Raw genomic sequence first — 20,508 nt, 5'->3', positions numbered from 1 at the left:
CCTTACAAGCAGAAGGTCGGGGGTTCGATCCCCTCATTCTCTACCAAAACCGGAAACTTAAGAAGTAAATTTTTAAGATTTTTAGGTAATTATAAGTTTTTAGGTAATTATAAGTGTTATTTAAGCCTATGTAGCTCAGTTGGTAGAGCATCTGACTGTTAATCAGAATGTCCTAGGTTCGATCCCTAGCATAGGCGCCATTTTAAATTTTTAATATTTTATTTTCAAAAGTAGTTTGTGATGTTTGTCGCATTTATTTTAGAAAAAAAGGGGATTTTCATGACTTTAAAAGTGTTTGAAACTACTTTTGAAAATAATTTACTTATTATAGAAGTTAATAAATTAGCTAAACAAGCTAATAGCTCTATTTTAGTGCGTTATAAAGATACTGTTTTATTAAGTGTTTTGGTTATTGGTGATAATGAAGTTTCTTTAGATTATTTACCTTTGATGATTTTTTATCAAGAAAAATTTTATGCAGCAGGAAAAATACCAGGAAATTTTTCTAAAAGAGAAGGTAAACCTTCTGATGCAGGTATATTGAATGCTCGTTTGATAGATAGAACATTAAGACCATTATTTATTAAGAATTTTAATAAAGAAATTCAAATTGTAAATACTATTTTAAGTAATGATGATAGTTGTAATAATGAAATTTTTGCTATTTTAGGTAGTTCTTTAGCATCTTTAATTTCTGACGCTCCTTTTGATAAAGCTGTTGCAGCAGTATGTGTAGGTCGAATTAATAATAAATTCATTATTAATCCTGATCCTCAACAAAAAAATATTTCTGATTTATGGTTATTATTAAGTGGTACTGAAGATAAATTAAATATGATAGAAATTAGTTCCAAAGAAATTTCAGAAAAAGATTTAATATCAGCTATGTTATTTGGTCATGAATTTATTAAACAATTATGTAGTTTCCAGGAAGAAATTAAAAGAAAATTAAATATTGTTAAAAATATTCATTCAATAAATAATTATAATATTGATTTGTTTAATAAATTTAAATTTAAATATTTTGATATTTTTAAAAATAATTTTAAAAAATTAATTAATAAAAAATTTGTTAAAAAGATTTTTTCGGATGAAATTAATAATATTAAACATATTATTTGGGAAAAATTTATAGAAGATAAAGAATTTGTAATTAATATACCCAAAGATTTTATTGTTGTTTGTGAACATCAATATAAATTGGAAAAAACAAAAGAACAATTTACACATATGTTTAATGATTTATTCACAGATATAATGAGAGAAATTGTTTTAAAAGAAAAAAAAAGAATTGACGGTCGAACTTTAAACGAAATTCGTGTTATTCAAACTGAAGTAGGAGTTTTGCCGCGTACTCACGGATCAGCTCTTTTTTCTAGAGGTGAAACTCAAAGTTTAGCGGTGGTTACTATTGGTGCTTTAAGTGAATGTAAATTAATAGATGATCTTAGCGAAGAAGAAAAAGAATCTTTTATTGTTCATTATAATTCTCCACCTTTTGCTGTAGGTTCGATTGGTAAATATATGATGCCTTCTAGAAGAGAAATTGGTCATGGAATGTTAACTAAAAAAGCTTTATCTAATGTACTTCCTATTGAAAAAGATTTTCCATATACTATTAGGGTAGTATCGGAAATTTTAGAATCTAACGGTTCATCTTCTCAGGCAACTATTTGTGCAGCTTCTATGGCTTTGATGGATGCAGGAGTACCTTTATTACGACCTGTAGCGGGTTTAGCAATGGGATTATTTTTTGAAAACGAAGATAATTATGCTATTTTAAGTGATATTCAAGGTTTAGAAGATCAAAAAGGTGATATGGATTTCAAAATCGCCGGTACTATTAAAGGTATTACAGCTGCACAAATGGATATTAAAATAGAAGGTATTAGTTTTAATATTTTACAAGAAGTTTTGGAAAAGTCTCGTTTAGGCAGAATAGAAATTTTAGAAAAGATGAACAATACTATTCAAAAACCTCGAGAACATATGTCTGTTTATGTTCCAAAGGTGAAGATGATTAATATTCCTGTAGATAAAATTCGTGATATTATCGGTGCTGGTGGTAAAATTATTAATCAAATCATTGAGACTTATGATAATGTTAAAATAGATATTCAACAAAACGGTAATATTTTTATTATGCATAATAATGAAAGTATTGTTAATAAAGTATCTAATTATATTTTGAATTTAGTAGATGAAATAAAAATAGGTAAAGTGTATGAAGTTACTGTTATAAAAATTTTGTATGATAAAAAAAGTGGTCATTCTTTTGCTGCTATAGTTCAGATTTTTCCTGGGATCGAAGGATTTATTCATATTAGTAAATTATCTAATTCGAAAGTTGAATGTGTTGAAGATGTTATTTCGATAGGACAAAAAGTTTTAGCTAAATGTATTTGTATTAATGAAAAAGGTAAAATAGATTTATCTTTGATTTTGGAAAAATAATTATTTAAATTAATATTTAATTTTAAAAAAAATTTGTTAAAATAATCGATGATAAGAATAATGGAAGGTGATCGAAGTTAGATATTTTTTTGAAATTAAAAATTTCTAATTTAGGAAAGTCCATGTTAGCACATAGGGCGCCAAAGAGGCCTAATTATCTTGTCAATTGACCAATGACCAGTGCGATAAACACCGAAAGGGTAAGAACGGTTCCGGAATGGAAACACTCAGGAATTACAGCAGTTCTTAAAAGCGGATTGCGACGAAGTAGCTAGTCAAAACGATCTCGCCACCGAATGGTTCCATGGATAAGCCTGCAATGGCCTAAGAAGAACAAGTAGATGTAATTAACAAACCTGTTCGTAAGCTACTATAAATGAACAGTCCAGGACCTATCAATTTGGTATGTGGATTAGATAGTTTATCAATTTAAATCTGGAATCTCACCATTTTAAAATGGTTACTTCACCTAAAGAACCAAGGTAGATATTTAGAGCAACTTGGAGAATCCTAAAACCAAATAATTAAATTTATAAATCAGGAAATAAAAGCCCTGATGGGTAAGGATAAAGAATCTTCTTAGTAGTCGTAAGAGTAAACCTAGATTTGGAATAATCTAGACAATCGTCTTACCAAGAAGAGAGATAACGACTCTCATAGGGCGAAGGAAGAAAGTAATTTATTGTTTATTCATTGAGACCGCAGAAGGGATAGGCAATACCTATGAACGATTTTGAGTCATTAAAATCAAGGCTTCTACGGACCATGAATGAGATTCATGACCAGTCTTTAAAATAATACCCATTAAAACAAGAACTCAAATGGGGGGATGAACAACTTAATTAATTCACACCTCGCGTTCAACCAAGTGGCCACCAATAAGGGGGCAGGAACACCGGGAATCGACGAGAGAATAATAGATGATATGGACTTAAATAAACTAAAGAAATATCACCAAAAATACGTTCACAACCAATATAACCCAAAACCGGTTAAAAGAGTTCACATTCCGAAGGGGAAGGGTAAAACCAGACCACTCGGTATCCCAACCATGCACGATAGAATTATCCAGAAAGCCCTGGAACAGTTACTAACTCCCTACTTTGAGAATATCTTTTCGGAATGGAGCTTTGGATTTAGGCCTAAGAAATATGGGCTGGATGCTGTTAAGCGGATAGAACAGAGATTCAAAGGCATTGACTACCTGATTAAGATTGACATTGAAGGTTTCTTCGACATCATTGACCATGACATTCTCCAAAAGATGCTACACAAGTACATCCGCAAGGAGAAAGTGCTTAAGACCATCCAAGGATGGCTGAAAGCAGATTTCATGGATAAAGGATGGCAATATAAAACTACTTCAGGTTCTCCACAAGGTGGAATCATCTCCCCTCTACTAGCTAATATCTATCTAGATTATCTGGACAAGAAATTAGGGTTACTAGTTAAAGAAGGAAAACCGCAGTTCAAAATAAATCCGGAGTACAAAAAAACCATACGATTAAGAACCTATAAGGAAAGGGAAAAATTCAACAGCCAAATTAACCTCAATCCTAATCTTCGCGTAGAATACGTAAGTTATGCCGATGATTTCATTATCGGTGTTAAAGGAGAAAGAGATAAAGCTGAGAGAATTAAGAAACTGGTTAGTCAATGGTTGACGAGAGACCTAGGTCTTAAAGTCAGCAAAGATAAATCAAAAATTGTTCCAGCGACCAAAGGATGTAAATTTCTATCGTACCTGGTTAAGATTAATCCTACCAGAAATACCATAACGAAGAAAACAACCAAGAATTCTTTGAATGGTAGAGTTAATATATTGATAACACGGGAGACTGTAAGAAAATATACTAACAACTATGGTTGAAAAAAAGGGGCAAAAATAGTACCTGACCAAACCCTAGCTCATCGGGAACCATTGGAAATTATTAAGACATACAAAACAATTGTCCGAGGAATCATCCAATATTTCTGCATGGCTAGGAACCTAAGTCAACTAACGTATTTAAACTGCATCGCAGAATACAGTTGTTTAAAGACACTAGCAGGAAAATGGAAAACCTCCATTGCTAAGGTCCGGAGGAAGCTCAACCATCCGCTAGGATGGGGTATTAAATACAATTTACAACCCCAAAAGGCAAAAGTTGAGTTATGGGATAATTTTTCCTGGGGAAGAATCAAAAGAATGAGAAACTATAAAGGCAAAATAGCCGAAATAGCAATCAATCCGAATCTTTTCAAAGGAAGAACGAAACTAACTGACAGACTGGCAGCACAAAAATGCGAGGTCTGCCAATTAGGAAATCAACTCCTCGAAATCCACCATGTCGGAACCATTAGAGATTCTAATTGGAGAAGCGTGATGAACAAGAAAACAACGGTACTCTGTCAGGTTTGTCATCGTAAGAGGACCAACCAACAAATGTATGATATTAAAATATTTGAGAAGAACAAAAGGTCAAGAATAAGCATTTAACCAGTGGTGACACGAAGTTAAACTCTAAAAAGGGGTAAATTACGGAAAGCGGTGTGCTTGGAAACTTGCCCGCACCGTTTGGACGGGGGCTATTGGTAATATTTGATAGAAAAACAAATCCTATCAGAGAAACGCAAATAATCTATCCGTATCCCGGGAAATGTATGTAGTGTTTGTGCTTAAGAAAAAAATAACTTAAGGCATTTAAATTTATTTAAATGACGGCTTTGAAATTCTAATAACTTATTTATAAAGTAAAATAAGTTGATGAATGTAAAAATAAAGTGCCACAGAGACGAATTGATTAGAAATGATCAAGTGAAACGCGGTAAACCCCTCAAGCTAGCAACCCAAAAAAAGGTAGGGGCATATAAAAATTAATATTCCCTTTATGCAATATAAAAAATTAATTTTTATACTATTTTAAAAATAGAGATAAATGATCACACTTATTGATGAAATAAGAACAGAACATGGCTTATGCACATTATTTTCTTATCTGGAGAATCTTTTTTTTAAAAAAGATTCTTTTTTTATTTATTTTAAATGTTACAATTGTTAATTTAAAAAAAATTATAATAGTATAATAATATGGGTTATGATTTGCCAAGTAGGAGTTTTTACATTATATGAATAAAGAAGATATGACAGAACAAGAAACAATTAGAAGAGTTAAGTTAGATAATTTAAGAAAAAATAATGTAGAACCTTTTCGTAATAAATTTATAGAAACTGAATCTATTAGTTCTTTATTGTTTCAATATAACTCTTGGACAGCTAATCAATTGGAAAAAAATCAAATATTAGTCTCTGTAGCTGGTCGAATCATTTTAAACAGAATACAAGGTAAAGCTGGTTTCGCTAACATACGTGATTTTGAATCTGATATACAAATTTATATTCGTCGTGATAACATTACAGAACAAGAATTTAAAATTTATAATTTGTTGGATTTAGGAGATATTATTGGCGTTACAGGTATATTATTTAAAACGAATACGGGTGAATTGACTATTAAAATTTTTAAATTAGTTGTTTTAAGCAAAAGTTTGCGACCTCTTCCTGATAAATATAAAGGCTTACAAGATAAAGAGGTAATGCGAAAAAAACGTTATTTAGATTTGATTGTTAATCCTAAAGCTCGTAAAACTTTTGTAGATAGAGTTAAAATTATTCGTTTTCTTAGAGATTTTTTTAATAGTGAAAATTTTTTAGAGGTTGAAACAGCTGTATTAAATTCTTGTGTTGGCGGCGCTAATGCTAGACCTTTCGTTACTTATCATAATACTTTAGCAGCTAATTTTTATTTAAGAATTGCTACAGAAATTTCGTTAAAAAAGTTAATTATAGGCGGTATGAAAGCCGTTTATGAAATAGGTAAAGTATTCCGTAATGAAGGTATTGATGCCAGTCATAATCCTGAATTTACAACTATAGAAGCTTATTTGGCTTACGCCAATATGGATACTATGATGTCTTTAGTTGAAAAATGTTTGAAAGAAGTTTGTTATAAACTTTTAGGTAAGTTAGAGTTTAATTATCAAGGAAATTTGATTAAATTTGATCACTTTTATAAATATGATATGATTGAGATTATTAAACAAAAAACTAATATTGATTTTAATAAGAATATGTCTTTATTAGAGTGTCAAAAGTTAGCTAAAAATCACGATATCACTTTAGAAGGTTTTTACAAAAAAGGTCATATTATATCTGCTTTTTTTGAGAAATTTGTTGAACCATATTTGATACAACCTACTTTTATTTGTAATTATCCTATAGAAATTAGTCCTTTAGCTCAAGTACATCCGCGCAATTCACAATTAACAGAAAGATTTGAATTATTTGTGGCTGGTAAAGAATTGGTCAATGCTTTTAGTGAATTAAATGATCCTATAGAACAAAGAAAACGTTTTGAAGAGCAGATCTTGCAAAAGTCATTAGGTAATGATGAGGCTCATGAATTAGATGAAGATTTTATAGAAGCTTTAGAATACGGTATGCCCCCAACTGGTGGTTTAGGTATAGGAATAGATCGTTTAATCATGTTATTAACTGATAATTCTAATATTCGTGATGTTATTTTATTTCCTCATTTAAAAAAGTAACATAGGAATCATCATATTATAATAATTAATTATTAATTTGTTGTTCTATTTTATTAGTGAAGGATTGATAATAATGAACAATTTATTTTTATTTTGTAAAATAAAAAAGTTATTTTTATATTTTTTGAAAATCATAAATCATTATCATATTAATTCTGATATGGATTATGAAAATATGGATAATATCTATATTATTAAATTAGCTGATAAAATTATAGAACAATTTTCGTTGTCAGAAATAACAATAAATATTGAATTTTTACAAGAACATTTATTGTATTATCTTCAAGAACAAGAATCGTTTTTACCTACTCAAGAATATAATTTATATATGATTATAATATTTTTAGAATCTTTTTATTTTGCTGAATTTCAAATATTAAATCATGATGAAAATAATAATATTTTAAATTATTTTGAAACGGAGTATGATAAACGAAATTTAAAAAAAATTTTTAATTAAAAAGTATTTATTAATTATAATATAATTTTTTATATAATCAGAATGATTTTTATATATTAGTTATTTGGGTATTTAATGTTATTGGTTATTGGTAAGAAAGTGTTTTGCGTGTTATGATAGGGGTTTTTTATTTACAAAGTTTTTATAGCATTAAAAAAAGTGTTCATTCAGTGGAATCTTTGGTTAAAAAAGCGTACGAAAGTAAATATGATTTTGTAGCTTTAAGTGATGTCGAAAACTTGTACGGGATGATTCAATTAATGAAGTTTTGCCGTGAATATAAAATTAAACCTATTATAGGAGTGCAAATTTATATTTATTTTGATCTTTTAAAATATCGTGATATTAAAATTAGTTTTTTAATTTATGCTTTTGATAATGATGGTATTAATAATTTAATTAAGATTTTAAACTTTATTCAATTAAATAATAAAATAACTGTAATGGATCTTCAAAAATTTCAAGATGGTATTTTTTGCATTTTATCTAATTTAGATTTTATTTTATGTGATATTTTAAAAGATGAAATTATGAATTTAACCATTTATGAAAATAAAACTCTTTTTATTTTTGAAACTTTGCGATTTTTTCAAAAAAATATTAAAAAATTATTTTTTGGATTTTCGTTACAATCTTTTTTATTACAAGATTATGCAGGTTTTTTTTTAAATATAGCTAAAAAATTAAATTTAAAAGTGGTTTTAGTTAATAAAACTAATTATTTAGTTTCGGAAGAAAAATTAATTTATCAATATTTATATAAAATAAATGATTATCAAAATAATATTAAAAAATTTATTAATCCTCAGCAAATTAATGAACAAATTACTTTGGATGTTGAATTTATTGACTATAAACAAATTCAAGAACGTTATCAATTTTACAATATTAATGATTTTGAATTATTTCTTGATTTAGAAAAATTTTTACCATTAATTAAATATGATATTTCCCCTCCCTCAACTGTATGCGATTTTAAACATGATTTAGATTGCGATAATTTTAAATATTTACAAAAAAAAGCTAATAATTTTTTAACCTATTATTTGCAAAAAAATATAAATATAAAAAAACATATTTTTTATATTCAACAACTACAAAAAGAATTAATTTTGATTAAAAAAATGAATTATGTTGATTTTTTTTTAATTGTTTTTGATTTAATACAATATGCTAAAAATAAAAAAATTTTAATAGGGCCTGGAAGAGGTTCTTCAGTTGGTTCTTTATTATGTTTTTGTTTAGGAATTACTGAGATTGATCCTGTAAAATATAATTTGCTTTTTGAGAGATTTTTAAATTTTCAACGAACAACTGTTCCTGATATTGATATAGATGTACCTGATGATCAGGTTACTAGAATGATTAAATATCTTGTTGATAAATATGGAATTGAACATATCGCTAATTTAATTACTTTTCAGAAATATTCTAAAGATTCTTTTCTTATGGATTTAAAATTAATTAACCAAAATGGTATTGAAATCAATATATCTCGTGCTAAAGCGATTTGTTCTCGATTTGCTTCTATTATTCAAGGTATTCCAAGATTAGTTGGCACTCATCCTTCTGGAGTCATTATTACTAAATTAGATTTATCTAAACATTTACCTATTCAAAAAAATTCTAATAATTCTGTTATATTATATCGTGTGCAATTTGATCATAAACAGTTAGAACAATTAGGTTTTATTAAATTAGATTTGTTAAATTTGCGAAATCTTTTTTTAATTAATAAAATTGTTACTTTAATTGAACAAACAAATCAAATCAAAATAGATTTATCAAATATACCGTTAAATGATTCTAATACCTATAATATATTACAAAAAGGAGATACCAATTATATTTTTCAATTAGAATCTTTATCTGCTAGGAAAGTTATTGAACGTCTTAAACCTAAAACATTTGAAGATTTGGTTGCTGTTTTATCTTTTAATAGGCCTGGTGCTATAAAATTTGTAGATCTTTATATACAAAATAGAATAAATCAAGAATCAAAATTTATTGATATAGAAATTGTAGATAATATATTATGTGATACTTATGGTGTGGTTTTGTATCAAGAACAAATGATGAGAATAGCTTCAGAGTTTGCAGGTTATAATTTGGGGCAAGCGGATTTATTTATGAGACAGATTATGGCTAAATCTTCCGAATCTGTTAAAATTAATTTAAAAAAAAGTTTTATTACTCAAAGTGTTTTGTATCAGAGAACAGATGAAATGGCTAGTAAAGTTTATGATTATATTGCAAAGTTTTCTAATTATATTTTTAATAAAAGTCATGGTGTAGCATATGCTTTAATAAGTTATAGAATGGCTTATTTAAAAGCTAATTATTTACTTTATTTTGGTATAGTTTATGCAGAAGAATATCCAGATGATTATGCTAATATTCGAACGTGGTTATCACAAATTAAAAAATATATTAAAATACAAAAACCTCATATTTTATATAGTGATGTTAGTAATTTTCGTATTTTAAATAATCAACTTTTTTTACCTTTAAATTTTATTAGAGATATTAGTTTAGAAATATGCCGTACTCTTATAAAAGAACGTTCTATAAAAAAATTTGAAAATTTTGATGATTTTAAAATAAGATTAAAAAATGTTTTAAATAAGGAATCGTTGCAAAAATTTATTTTTGCTGGAGCATTAGATAATATATTCGCTTTAAATCGTATACAATTATTGCAAAATTGCGATTTTAATTATATAGAGCATAGTCAATATTTAACTAATTTTCGCAAAAAAGAATTAAAAGATAATTATGATCAATTAATTTTAAAAAAAAATTTTCAAAATGCTTTTAAATTTAAATTAGATATTATTGATTAATAATAATTTTGTAATATAGGAGGAAATAATAAATTTTGTTAAATAAAAAGTGGGATATTTTTAGGAAATATTTAATAGATAGTAAATTTTGGAAACAGTCATGGTTTATTATTTTAATTTATAGTGTTAATTTTTTAGGTTTTTTATTGATTATTTCATGGAAATTAAATAATAGAACTGTGTATCAATATAATCAAATAAATTTTTCTAATGTTTTTGATATTCATAAAATATATCAATTTCAAATTAATGATCGACAAGAATTAGAAGAAACTATTATTTTTTTAAAATCTATGTTTCTTGGTATTATTAATGGCATTTTTTTTATGAGTTTACGAAGAGGCCTTTTAGGAATTACTTTAGGTACTTTTATTGGAGCATTTTTAGGTCTGAGTGTAGGTATGATTTATCCATCAATTATTTATTTTTTGGAATTAATTTATAAAGGAGTTTTTAAAGTTTAAAAAAATAATATTTAATTACGAGAATAGTTTTGAAAAAGTAATTAATATTTTTTTATGTTTATGCGCTTGTTGAATAATTGTATATTACGTAAAGTTGTTTTAGTAAGTTATTTTTTATCTTTAGTGATTTTTATAGATTTAGCCTTTGGAAAAGTTTTAACTTCATTTTTACACTTGCCCTTGGGTGGCCAAGTATTTAAAATTTCTTTAGTGATTTTGTGTTTATCAGGTATTTATAATAGTTTTTTAATTCATTTATTAATTTGTTGTTTATATGCTGTTTTTCATTTAATAAAAAGTTATAATTTTTTCATCTCTTTAAATCAAATTTTCTTATTGAATAAAATCCAATTATTTATTTCGTGTATTTTTGATTATATTTTACCGGATTTATTAATGAGTTTAGTAGGAGTTTTTATTAATAAAAAAGTGTTTATTACTAAAAATAAAAAAAATATTTTTTTGGGTTTATTATTGGCATATTCTTTGAGGAGTTGTTCTTTTTTTATCTCCAGTTATTGGGTTTATGCCAATATGCAATTATCTTTAAGCAATGTATGGTATGATTGGTTTTTGAATTTATTTCATGTGAAAAATGTTAATAATCAAATATTATTAATTTGTTTGACTTATTGTTTAGGAATTTTTATTATTAATTTTATTTTAAGTAATATCTTATTGTTTTTTATATTATCAAAAATTACTTATTTTTTTGATAAATATTTATAAAATTTGCTTTTTTAGTGTTAAAATAATTAGTATAGTTAAATTAAATTTCTTTTATTATTTTTGTTGAATAGATTTAATATTAAGAAATATGTTTTGTACCTAAAATATAGACACTTATTTGAAGAGGTGATTAGATATTTGTTATTATCAAATGCCAAAAATTGTTACTGAAAAAGATATTAATGAAATATTATCTATTCAAAAATTATTATTTCAAAACGGCTTAACAAATGATTTGGTTCATGAATATGTTATAATTAAGAATTTAAATGATAAATTAATCGGAGTAGTTGGTCGATATTATAATAATATTCGATGTTTAGCGGTAGATCCGGAATATCAAGGTTATAATTTGTCTAATGCATTAATTAGTTATATTATCAAAAGAATTTATCAAGATAATTTTAATGAAATTTTTGTATTTACAAAACCTGTTAATTTTGCTATTTTTAAATACTTAGGTTTTAGAATGATTTATTGTAATGAAGAATTTGGTTTTTTGACTAATAGATATGATTGTTTTGAAGAATATTTATCTTATTTATCGGATTTACGAAAAAATAATATTAAATCTAATTTCAAGAATATCTCTGCTATAGTTATGAATGCTAATCCTTTTACTAAAGGGCATCAATATTTAGTTGAAACAGCATCTAATAACAGTGATTTAGTTTATATTATTATGGTTAAAGAAGATGTATCTTTATTTTCTTATAAACAACGTAAAGAAATGGTAAAATTATTTACTGAAAATATTAAAAATGTTTTTATTGTTGAAGGTAGTAATTATTTAGTGTCTAGAAATGTTTTCCCTTCTTATTTTTTATCATCTCCGGAAAAAGTGATTCGTTCTCAAATTATTTTAGACACGCATATTTTTAAAAATTATATAGCTCGCAATTTAGGTATTAAAAAACGTTACGTAGGAGAAGAACCGTTTTCACCTACAACAAATTTATATAATGTGATTATGCAAGAAGTTTTGGTTAAATCAGAAATAGAATTAGTAGTTTGTCCTCGATTAATGTGGGATTTTAAGTCGATTTCGGCAACGCAAGTTCGTAAATTATTTATTACAGGAAATTTTAAAGATATGAAAAATTTAGTACCTACGACTACTTTAAAATTTTTGCAAAAATTGAATTATAAAAAATATGCTCAAGATCCTAAACTTTCTAAATTGATTGATAAAAGTTTTTAACTATATTTAATTAAAAGATTTAGGTTATTAAAATTTAAATAATTCATAAATGAGTTATTATTTTATACACATATACTTATATTTTTTTTAAAATAAAGGAATTATTAAATACTATGGTATCCAATAACAATCAAATTGATGAAAATATTTATCAAGTTATTTTATTTTATAATTATACTTATATTAAAAATCCTCAATATTTATGCGATATACATCAGAAATTTTGTATTCAAAATCAATTATTAGGTAGGATTATTATTTCCGAAGAAGGTATCAATGGCACTTTATCAGGTTTAAAGAAAGATATTAATTTGTATATGCAATTTTTATTACAAGATGATTGCTTTTCTAAAACTGAATTTAAAATAGATTCAGTTTATGGACATGTTTTTCCAAAACTTTCTGTTAAATATAAAAAAGAAATAGTATCTTTAAAGTTAATAAATGATATTTTTCCTAAAGCTAGTCGTTATGTTGAACCTAAAGAATTTTATAATTTATCTAGAAAATCTGATATTATTTTATTAGATGCTCGTAATAATTATGAAACAAAACTTGGATATTTTTTAAATGCTATTTTGCCTGATATTAATAATTTTCGAGAATTACCTTCTTGGATAGATAAAAATTTATTTTTTTTTAAAAATAAAAAAGTTTTAACATATTGTACTGGCGGAGTGAGATGTGAAAAATTATCTGTTTATTTACAACAAAAAGGGGTTTCTGAAGTTTTTCAACTAAAAGGAGGGATTATCAAATATAGTCAAGACAAGGAAATTCAAGGTGATGGATTCCAAGGTAGTCTTTATGTTTTTGATAAAAGAATTTCCGTTAGAGTTAATAAAAAAAGGCATTCTATTGTAGGTAAAGATTTTTTTGATCAAACTCCTTGTGAAAGATATATTAATTGCGCTAATCCTGAATGTAATAAGCAAATTTTATGTAGTTTAGCGAACGAAATAAAATATTCAGGTAGTTGTTGTCTTCTTTGTCGACAACATATTAATAATCGTTTTAATCGCGAAAATAATAAAAAAACTATAAATGTTAATTTTTAATTATGAATAAATGATTTTATAATATTTAGTAATTAAAATAATATGCTAATTTATTTTAATTATATTGAAATGATGTTAAGGAAGATGATTTCGATGAAAATCGATTTAATAAAGAAAGAGGTTATTTATGGATAAATTTGCTATTGTTGCTAATGGTAATAAACAATTTCAAGTTACTTTGAACCAAGAAATTTTTACAGATAAATTACCAGTACAACCAGAAGAAATTTATGTTTTTAGAAAAGTTTTAGCTATTCATTCTGAAGGCAATTCTATTTTAGGTACTCCTTGTGTTGAAGGAGCAACAGTAGAAGCTAAAGTTATTAAACAAGGTAAATCCAAAAAAATTATTGTAGCAACTTATAAAAGAAGAAAAAAGTACCGTTGCAAAAAGGGACATCGACAGTTATATACGAAACTTTTGATTACAAATATTAATTTTCCTAAGTTATGATATGTCAATTATATGATTGAATGTTGTATACGATATAATAACGAAAGTATTACTGCTATTTTTGTAAAAGGGCATGCGCAATATTCTGGTTTACATGATATAGTTTGTTCTTCGGTATCTACTGCTATTATAGTTACAATTAATGCTATTGAATTGTTAGACTTAAATAATAAAATTAGTTTTAAATTAAAAAAAGGTTATTTTAAATTAATTTTATTAGAATCTAATTTAATAGTGAATAAATTATTGCAAAATTTAAAATATACTTTAAAAGATTTAAGTCAACAATATCAAAATTGTTTGAGAATTAAATTAATTAAAAATACAAATTAAAAAAGAGGGTTTGTTATGTTAAAGTTAAATATTCAATTATTTGCAACTAAAAAAGGTGTTAGTTCAACGCGTAACGGTCGTGATTCGCATTCTAAATCTTTAGGGGCTAAATTATCAGATGGTCAATATACAAATGCCGGATCTATTATTTATCGTCAAAGAGGAACTAAAATAAGACCTGGAAAAAATGTTGGCATTGGTAAAGATGACACTTTATTTTCTCTTATCAATGGTTTTGTGAAATTTGAAAAAATTCGTATTAATAAAAAACAGAGAACTTGCGCATCGGTTTATGATAGTGTTTTAAAAAAATAATTTAATTATTTATATAAAAACGATAATTATATAATTATGTTATTTAAAAAAGAAGATAATTATAAGTTTATAAATTTTTACTAGAATAATAAACTATTTTAAATTATTACATAGTTTTTAATCTGTTTGTACAACATTATAAGATGTACTTACTAGAATAAATATAACTATATTAAAAATTTTAAAAGTTTTAATATTTTTTTAAATATAAATATCATAATTAATATACTTTGGCATTTGCTGATTTGGTTTTGTAGGAATATTATTTTGAGATATATAATGAAAAAATCAATATTATTATTAATTTTAGCTAATCTATTTTAATAAATTAATTTAGGGATTGATTATGAATTTTGTTGATGAAGTTATAAATTATGTTAAAGCTGGCGATGGAGGATGTGGTAAAGTCGCCTTTAGAAGAGAGAAATATGTCCCTTATGGCGGCCCTTCGGGAGGGAACGGGGGTCACGGAGGATCTGTTATTTTTATTGGAGTTTTAGGAGAAAATAATTTATTTAAACTTCAATATCGTAAAAAAATTAAAGCTTTAAATGGATATAATGGCGAAAATAAAAACAAAAACGGAGCTAATGCTCCTGATTTATTTGTTGAAGTTCCTTTAGGTTGTTTAATTTATAATCATGAAAATAATCAATTAATTGGAGAAATTTTAAAAGCTGGAGAACGTTTAGTAATTGCCCGAGGTGGTAAAGGTGGTAAAGGTAATTTTGCCTTAGCTAGTCATTCTAATCCGGCTCCTACATATGCTGAAAAAGGGGATTTAGGCGAAAATATTATTGTTAGAACAGAATTAAAAATGTTAGCGGATGTAGGTTTATTAGGTTTTCCTAATGTAGGTAAATCTTCTTTATTAGCTGCTTTATCTAATGCTAAGCCAAAAATAGCTCCTTATCCTTTTACAACTTTAACACCTTATTTAGGAATGGTTTTTGATAAAAAATTAAATTTTGTTATCGCCGACATTCCTGGTTTAATCGAAAATGCTTCTTTAGGGCGTGGCCAAGGTATTCATTTTTTAAAGCATATTGAAAGATGTAAATTATTATTACATATATGCGATGCTTCAAGCAATGATATTTATTCAGAATATTTATTGTTAAATAAAGAGTTAAAAAATTATCATATTAATATGTTGAAAAAACCTCAAATAATAGTGATCAATAAATCAGATTTACCTGGTTTTCATAAAAATTTTATATTTTTATCCGAAAAATTAAAAGATAAAATGATTATTCCTATTTCTGCTATTAATTATTCAGGTTTACAAGAATTAAAAAAAACTATTATAGAACATTTACAGAAAAGTGATTTATATAATCACGAAATTATTAATGATGATATACAAGAAAAACGAATTTTTACACTTAATGAACCGGCTAAATTTATTATTTCGCAAGAAAATAACGGATGTTTTGTAGTTACTGGCAATTATATCGAAAAATTATTTCATAGAACAGATTTTAATAATCACGAATCGATAAGTCGTTTTTCTTATATTTTAAAAAAAATAGGAGTCGAAGAAGAGTTAAAAAAAAGAGGAATGAAGCCTTGTGATCAGGTGAAAATTGGAAATTATATTTTTGAATTTGTAAATGAGAAAAATTTTTAAATAAATAGCGCATTTATAAAATCAAAAAGGAAAATTATACATATGAAAAAACTTAAATTATCGGCGTTAGAACAAATTATTTTTTTAGCTTGTTTATCATCTTTATCTTTGGTTTTAGATTTGATTTTTAAAAAGCTGTTCGCTTCTTATGCTCTATTACGTTTTTGGAATTCTATTATTTGGTTAGATGGTTTTAAATTAATACCTTTATTTTTTATTCCTTTAGTTAATAGAAACTATTTTTGGGTTTTTATTTCGGTTTCATTAATAGAAATTTTTGGATTTTGCTTTAGAGGAACGATTTATCCTTATAATCCTTTATTAACTTTGTTTTATGGTCTTTGTTTAGGTATTGGACCTATTTTATTATTATCAAAATGTTGTAAATCATTTTTTTCTGTTTATTGGAGATTAAGTTTGATTTGTGCTTTATATTTTATAACATCAATCTTATTAAATCTATTTTTTTTAGATTGTATTTTTTACAATAAAAGTTATGGTTATCTAAATAATTTTTATTTTCACAATAGATTTATGAAAAGATTTTTATCACCTTGGATTTATTTCCGTTTCTTATCAGTTTTTTTCTTTTCTGGAATTTTAACTTATATTTATTTAACAATATACCGACAATTTTTATCATTTTATCTCATTAATAAAACAAAAATATTATGAATATTAAATTATATTAAAATCTATTTTTTTAATTGATCTTTGGCTTTAAAATATTATTCTTTTTAATATTTGGAAAGTTTTTGTAATAAAATTTTTGTTACATCATTAATAGACATATCATCATCATCAATACGAATTTCTAAAAGTTGATTTTGTTGACGGTATTGTTCTATCAAAGGATAAGTTTCTTTTTGATAAATGGCTAAGCGTTCATTAAAGGTTACTAAATTATCATCTTTTCTTTGGATTAAAATAGCATTATCTTTGTCGCATATTCCATTCTTTTTAGGTTTTTTTGTTTCTAAATGATAAATTTCTCTACATTTCGGACATATTCTTCGTCCTAAAATTCTTTTTTGTAAAATTTTTATATCAGAGTTAAAATAAATTACTTTTGTTAGAATGATATTTTGTTGTTGAAGGAAGTTGTTCAAGAAAATAGCTTGTAGTGAATTTCTAGGAAAACCATCCAAAATAAAACCTTTTTTATTTTCATCTTTTAATAAATTTTCTTTAATCATGGCATTAGTTATGTAATCCGGAACCAAAAAACCTTTTTCGATATATGAATTAGCTGATTTTCCTAAATCCGTATTTAATTGTAAATTTTTTCTGAAAATATCTCCTGTCGAAATATGTGGAATGTTAAAATATTTAGATAAAATTATCGCTTGTGTTCCTTTACCAGTAGCAGGCGGGCCTATTAATATTATATTCATTCTATAACCTTTCTCATTTGGATAGTATTTAATTAAGGGATTAATATATTAAATTCATTTTTAATGTTTAAATGATGATATAAATTTATATTTATATTTTTAGTTTAAAAATATATTATATTTGGATTTAAATTAAATGTTTAATGAAAAATTTTACCTTGGCATCAAACAAAATGTGCTTATTAAGGTTTTAAATATAATTGTTTTATATAATTTCATAAAATTTACAATTAAAATGGAAAATGATAAACACTAAGTATTTATATCACATAAATTCACTAATTTCAACAATATTAATATTTATGTTGTTTTAAAATATAAGATATATTTTTTAAATTTTTATATTTGATTATATAATGAAGATTTTTATTATTAAATTAACTATTTGCTTGACTATCTTTTGGTTTTATCATAAAATATATGGTATATAGTGTTTTATTGATTAATTTATATGTACGTTAATTTTTATCGGAATAAATAAATAATAAAATATCACTAGTAAGTGAATTAAAAAAAGGAGCATTGTGGATGTCTACCGCGAAACCAATTTGGAAAAAATCACGTTTTTTAAATTTTTCTTTAACTGGAACAGGAAAAGAATTATTACGTAAAAAGGATCATTTTAATTTAAGCAAAAACAAAAAAAGAAAAAACAAATTAAGTGATTATGGATTGCAATTACAAGAAAAGCAAAAAGTTCGTTTCACTTATTGTATGTCTGAAAAACAATTTAAGCGATTTTTCGTTAATGCAGCAAAATTTAAAGGTTCTCATGGGGAAAATTTTTTGAAATCATTAGAATCTCGTTTAGATCGAATTGTTCATTTATTAGGTTTTGCTAAAACAATTTTACAAGCTAGACAATTAATTTCTCATGGTCATATTTTAGTAGATAGTAAAAAAGTTGATATTAGCTCTTATATTGTTAAACCAGGTCAAAAAATTACTTTAAAAGAAAAATCTAAAAAAATAAAAATAGTTTCTCATTGTTTAGAAACATTAACTAATAATAAAGTTGATTATGTTGTTTTAGATAAAAATTCTTTAATAGGTAGTTATGTTAGATACCCTTACAGAAATGAGTTTTTAACAGATATCAATGAGCAATTAATTGTGGAATATTATAATAGATAAAATTTAGATAAAATTTAATATTTTAATTAATAAATAATTAATAAAGCATGTTTGACTAATTTAATATATTTATTGAAATGGAAAATTTTACTTTATTTAGGGAGTTATATAATAGAAATGAAGTTACCTTTTAGAAAAAGTTTTTTTTCTAACGCGCATTTTCTTAAGAAAGTTAGTAACCAGAATATCAATGAACTTTTAATCCATTTATCTTCTAGTCTTAACGGTTTATCTTTAGAGGATATTGATGAAAGAAAAAAAAATAATGTTAATATTTTAAATAAAAAAAAAATTATTATTTTGTCAAAATTATAAGAGTTTTACTAAATCCTTTTAATTTTATTTTGTTGTTTTTATTAATTTTTTATTTTTTTAAAGATATTTATTTAGCTGAATCAGAAATGAGAGATTATGCTACCTGTTTAATTGTATCAGTGATTTTATTGGTTTCGAATTTTATGCATTGGTTGCAAGAAGCTAGATTTTCTGGTGTAATAGATAAACTTAAAAAAATTGTTTCTTTAACTGCTTCTGTAAAAAGATCTGGTCAAATTTTTAAAATACCTTTAAATGAATTATTAGTTGGAGATATAGTTTTATTATCGGCTGGGGATATTATTCCTGCAGATATTAGATTATTAGAAACTAAAGATTTTTTTGTTAAAGAAACGACTTTTACAGGGGAATCTGATGCAGTAGAAAAAAACGCTTTTTCTAAAAAAAAATCTACCGATCTTTTGGATGATCCTAGATTAGTTTTTATGGGGACTAATGTTATTTCAGGTTATGCTGTCGGAATTACGGTATTAACAGGTTCAGATACTTATTTAGGTAATTTACATAAATCTTTAGATCAAGAAAAAACCTATTCTAGTTTAAAAAAAGGTATTAATTCTATTGTTAAAATATTAATTAGTTGTATTTTAATTTTATTTCCTTTAATTTTTTTGTTAAATTGGTATAAATGTACAGAAAAATTTATTTTTTGGAATGTTTTTGCTTTTGCTTTAAGCATGATTCTGGGAATTACACCTGAAATGTTACCTTTAATTGTAACAACTTCTTTTATGAGAGGAGTTGCTTTTCTATCCAAATATAATGTTATTGTAAAGAATTTATATTCTATGCAAGATTTTGGTTCTATAGATATTTTGTTCTCTGATAAGACAGGAACTTTAACAGAAGATAGTGTTGCTATTGAAAATTTTTTAGATATTAATGATAAAAGTAATTTTAAAATTTTGCAATATGCTTATTTAAATAGTTATTTTCAAACAGGTTTGAAAAATGTTATAGATAAAGCAATTATTGATAAAATGCATATGAATTTCAATTTTGATTCTCTTTTTATAGAAAATTTTATTAAAATTGATGAAATACCGTTTGATTTTAAACGTCGAATTATGACTATTTCTCTTCATAATATTCTTGAAGATTACTATTTAATTA

18 protein-coding genes, 1 tRNA gene, 1 other RNA gene and 1 pseudogene are annotated in these 20,508 nt (G+C 25.0%); 20 read left to right on the top strand and 1 reads right to left on the bottom strand.

The window, feature by feature from the left end; genetic code table 11:
• Positions 1-124: 124 nt before the first annotated feature.
• The 17 genes from OC710_RS01215 (at position 125) to OC710_RS01135 (ending at position 17,206) form a co-directional block, all read left to right on the top strand.
• Positions 125-200, top strand: a tRNA-Asn gene (locus tag OC710_RS01215).
• A 79-nt stretch (positions 201-279) separates the two neighbouring features.
• The gene (locus OC710_RS01210; protein WP_004995426.1) at positions 280-2,454 is read left to right on the top strand and encodes a polyribonucleotide nucleotidyltransferase; all 2,175 of its coding nucleotides are present in this window, start codon (positions 280-282) and stop codon (positions 2,452-2,454) included.
• A gap of 829 nt (positions 2,455-3,283) precedes the next feature.
• The gene (locus tag OC710_RS01205; RefSeq protein ID WP_239638223.1) at positions 3,284-4,324 is read left to right on the top strand and encodes a reverse transcriptase domain-containing protein; all 1,041 of its coding nucleotides are present in this window, start codon (positions 3,284-3,286) and stop codon (positions 4,322-4,324) included.
• Between the two features lie 51 nt (positions 4,325-4,375).
• On the top strand, positions 4,376-4,933 hold the full coding sequence (locus OC710_RS01200; RefSeq protein WP_239638224.1) for a group II intron reverse transcriptase/maturase: 558 nt from the start codon (positions 4,376-4,378) through the stop codon (positions 4,931-4,933).
• A gap of 81 nt (positions 4,934-5,014) precedes the next feature.
• An RNA gene (gene rnpB, locus OC710_RS01195) (RNase P RNA component class B) lies at positions 5,015-5,419 on the top strand.
• 143 nt (positions 5,420-5,562) lie between these two features.
• Positions 5,563-7,041 (top strand): lysine--tRNA ligase, encoded by a 1,479-nt coding sequence (gene lysS / locus OC710_RS01190; RefSeq protein ID WP_004995429.1) that lies wholly within the window; start codon positions 5,563-5,565, stop codon positions 7,039-7,041.
• 73 nt (positions 7,042-7,114) lie between these two features.
• Positions 7,115-7,504: a hypothetical protein gene (locus tag OC710_RS01185; RefSeq protein WP_004995430.1), complete on the top strand. Its 390-nt coding sequence runs from the start codon at positions 7,115-7,117 to the stop codon at positions 7,502-7,504.
• A 113-nt stretch (positions 7,505-7,617) separates the two neighbouring features.
• Positions 7,618-10,347 (top strand): PHP domain-containing protein, encoded by a 2,730-nt coding sequence (locus OC710_RS01180; RefSeq protein ID WP_004995432.1) that lies wholly within the window; start codon positions 7,618-7,620, stop codon positions 10,345-10,347.
• 35 nt (positions 10,348-10,382) lie between these two features.
• Positions 10,383-10,811 (top strand): hypothetical protein, encoded by a 429-nt coding sequence (locus tag OC710_RS01175; protein ID WP_004995433.1) that lies wholly within the window; start codon positions 10,383-10,385, stop codon positions 10,809-10,811.
• A 54-nt stretch (positions 10,812-10,865) separates the two neighbouring features.
• Positions 10,866-11,540, top strand: coding sequence for a hypothetical protein (locus OC710_RS01170; RefSeq protein ID WP_004995437.1), 675 nt, complete (start codon positions 10,866-10,868; stop codon positions 11,538-11,540).
• 151 nt (positions 11,541-11,691) lie between these two features.
• Positions 11,692-12,741, top strand: coding sequence for a [citrate (pro-3S)-lyase] ligase (citC, locus tag OC710_RS01165; protein ID WP_004995438.1), 1,050 nt, complete (start codon positions 11,692-11,694; stop codon positions 12,739-12,741).
• A 113-nt stretch (positions 12,742-12,854) separates the two neighbouring features.
• The gene (locus tag OC710_RS01160) at positions 12,855-13,799 is read left to right on the top strand and encodes a rhodanese-related sulfurtransferase (protein WP_004995441.1); all 945 of its coding nucleotides are present in this window, start codon (positions 12,855-12,857) and stop codon (positions 13,797-13,799) included.
• Between the two features lie 127 nt (positions 13,800-13,926).
• Positions 13,927-14,253 carry a 50S ribosomal protein L21 gene (gene rplU / locus OC710_RS01155; RefSeq protein ID WP_004995444.1) on the top strand — a complete coding sequence of 109 codons (327 nt, stop codon included), beginning with the start codon at positions 13,927-13,929 and terminating at the stop codon, positions 14,251-14,253.
• Positions 14,254-14,265: 12 nt separating this feature from the next.
• Positions 14,266-14,586, top strand: coding sequence for a ribosomal-processing cysteine protease Prp (locus tag OC710_RS01150; RefSeq protein WP_004995446.1), 321 nt, complete (start codon positions 14,266-14,268; stop codon positions 14,584-14,586).
• A gap of 15 nt (positions 14,587-14,601) precedes the next feature.
• On the top strand, positions 14,602-14,901 hold the full coding sequence (gene rpmA / locus OC710_RS01145; protein WP_004995447.1) for a 50S ribosomal protein L27: 300 nt from the start codon (positions 14,602-14,604) through the stop codon (positions 14,899-14,901).
• Between the two features lie 346 nt (positions 14,902-15,247).
• Positions 15,248-16,531 carry a GTPase ObgE gene (gene obgE, locus OC710_RS01140; protein ID WP_004995451.1) on the top strand — a complete coding sequence of 428 codons (1,284 nt, stop codon included), beginning with the start codon at positions 15,248-15,250 and terminating at the stop codon, positions 16,529-16,531.
• A 42-nt stretch (positions 16,532-16,573) separates the two neighbouring features.
• Positions 16,574-17,206, top strand: a complete 633-nt coding sequence (locus OC710_RS01135; RefSeq protein ID WP_004995454.1) for a hypothetical protein — start codon at positions 16,574-16,576, stop codon at positions 17,204-17,206.
• Positions 17,207-17,268: 62 nt separating this feature from the next.
• Here OC710_RS01135 and OC710_RS01130 read toward each other — a convergent pair whose 3' ends face one another.
• On the bottom strand, positions 17,269-17,925 hold the full coding sequence (locus OC710_RS01130) for an adenylate kinase family protein (RefSeq protein ID WP_004995461.1): 657 nt from the start codon (positions 17,923-17,925) through the stop codon (positions 17,269-17,271).
• A 528-nt stretch (positions 17,926-18,453) separates the two neighbouring features.
• Between OC710_RS01130 and rpsD the strand changes: the two genes are divergently transcribed.
• From rpsD to OC710_RS01115, 3 genes and pseudogenes are all read left to right on the top strand, one after another.
• Entirely contained in the window at positions 18,454-19,059 is a 606-nt protein-coding gene (rpsD, locus tag OC710_RS01125) for a 30S ribosomal protein S4 (RefSeq protein WP_004995462.1), read from the top strand.
• 51 nt (positions 19,060-19,110) lie between these two features.
• Positions 19,111-19,374 (top strand): hypothetical protein, encoded by a 264-nt coding sequence (locus OC710_RS01120; protein WP_036691023.1) that lies wholly within the window; start codon positions 19,111-19,113, stop codon positions 19,372-19,374.
• 86 nt (positions 19,375-19,460) lie between these two features.
• Positions 19,461-20,508, top strand: a pseudogene (locus tag OC710_RS01115) (magnesium-translocating P-type ATPase); the annotation flags it as partial.

The organism is 'Vigna radiata' phytoplasma (genome assembly GCF_030586915.1).
Classification (GTDB): Bacteria; Bacillota_I; Bacilli_A; order Acholeplasmatales; family Acholeplasmataceae; genus Phytoplasma; species Phytoplasma australasiaticum.
Note: the sequence above shows the minus strand (reverse complement) of the source record. Positions and strands in the feature narration are given on the sequence as shown.

What these genes read in the sequence shown, in the direction of transcription:
- OC710_RS01185 (WP_004995430.1), top strand. Translation starts at nt 7,115, where the DNA reads ATGAACAATTTATTTTTATTTTGTAAAATAAAAAAGTTATTTTTATAT.
- citC (WP_004995438.1), top strand. Translation starts at nt 11,692, where the DNA reads ATGCCAAAAATTGTTACTGAAAAAGATATTAATGAAATATTATCTATT.
- OC710_RS01160 (WP_004995441.1), top strand. Translation starts at nt 12,855, where the DNA reads ATGGTATCCAATAACAATCAAATTGATGAAAATATTTATCAAGTTATT.
- rplU (WP_004995444.1), top strand. Translation starts at nt 13,927, where the DNA reads ATGGATAAATTTGCTATTGTTGCTAATGGTAATAAACAATTTCAAGTT.
- OC710_RS01135 (WP_004995454.1), top strand. Translation starts at nt 16,574, where the DNA reads ATGAAAAAACTTAAATTATCGGCGTTAGAACAAATTATTTTTTTAGCT.
- OC710_RS01180 (WP_004995432.1), top strand. Translation starts at nt 7,618, where the DNA reads ATGATAGGGGTTTTTTATTTACAAAGTTTTTATAGCATTAAAAAAAGT.
- OC710_RS01210 (WP_004995426.1), top strand. Translation starts at nt 280, where the DNA reads ATGACTTTAAAAGTGTTTGAAACTACTTTTGAAAATAATTTACTTATT.
- lysS (WP_004995429.1), top strand. Translation starts at nt 5,563, where the DNA reads ATGAATAAAGAAGATATGACAGAACAAGAAACAATTAGAAGAGTTAAG.
- obgE (WP_004995451.1), top strand. Translation starts at nt 15,248, where the DNA reads ATGAATTTTGTTGATGAAGTTATAAATTATGTTAAAGCTGGCGATGGA.
- OC710_RS01205 (WP_239638223.1), top strand. Translation starts at nt 3,284, where the DNA reads ATGAACAACTTAATTAATTCACACCTCGCGTTCAACCAAGTGGCCACC.
- OC710_RS01150 (WP_004995446.1), top strand. Translation starts at nt 14,266, where the DNA reads ATGATTGAATGTTGTATACGATATAATAACGAAAGTATTACTGCTATT.
- rpmA (WP_004995447.1), top strand. Translation starts at nt 14,602, where the DNA reads ATGTTAAAGTTAAATATTCAATTATTTGCAACTAAAAAAGGTGTTAGT.
- rpsD (WP_004995462.1), top strand. Translation starts at nt 18,454, where the DNA reads ATGTCTACCGCGAAACCAATTTGGAAAAAATCACGTTTTTTAAATTTT.
- OC710_RS01170 (WP_004995437.1), top strand. Translation starts at nt 10,866, where the DNA reads ATGTTTATGCGCTTGTTGAATAATTGTATATTACGTAAAGTTGTTTTA.
- OC710_RS01130 (WP_004995461.1), bottom strand. Translation starts at nt 17,925, where the DNA reads ATGAATATAATATTAATAGGCCCGCCTGCTACTGGTAAAGGAACACAA.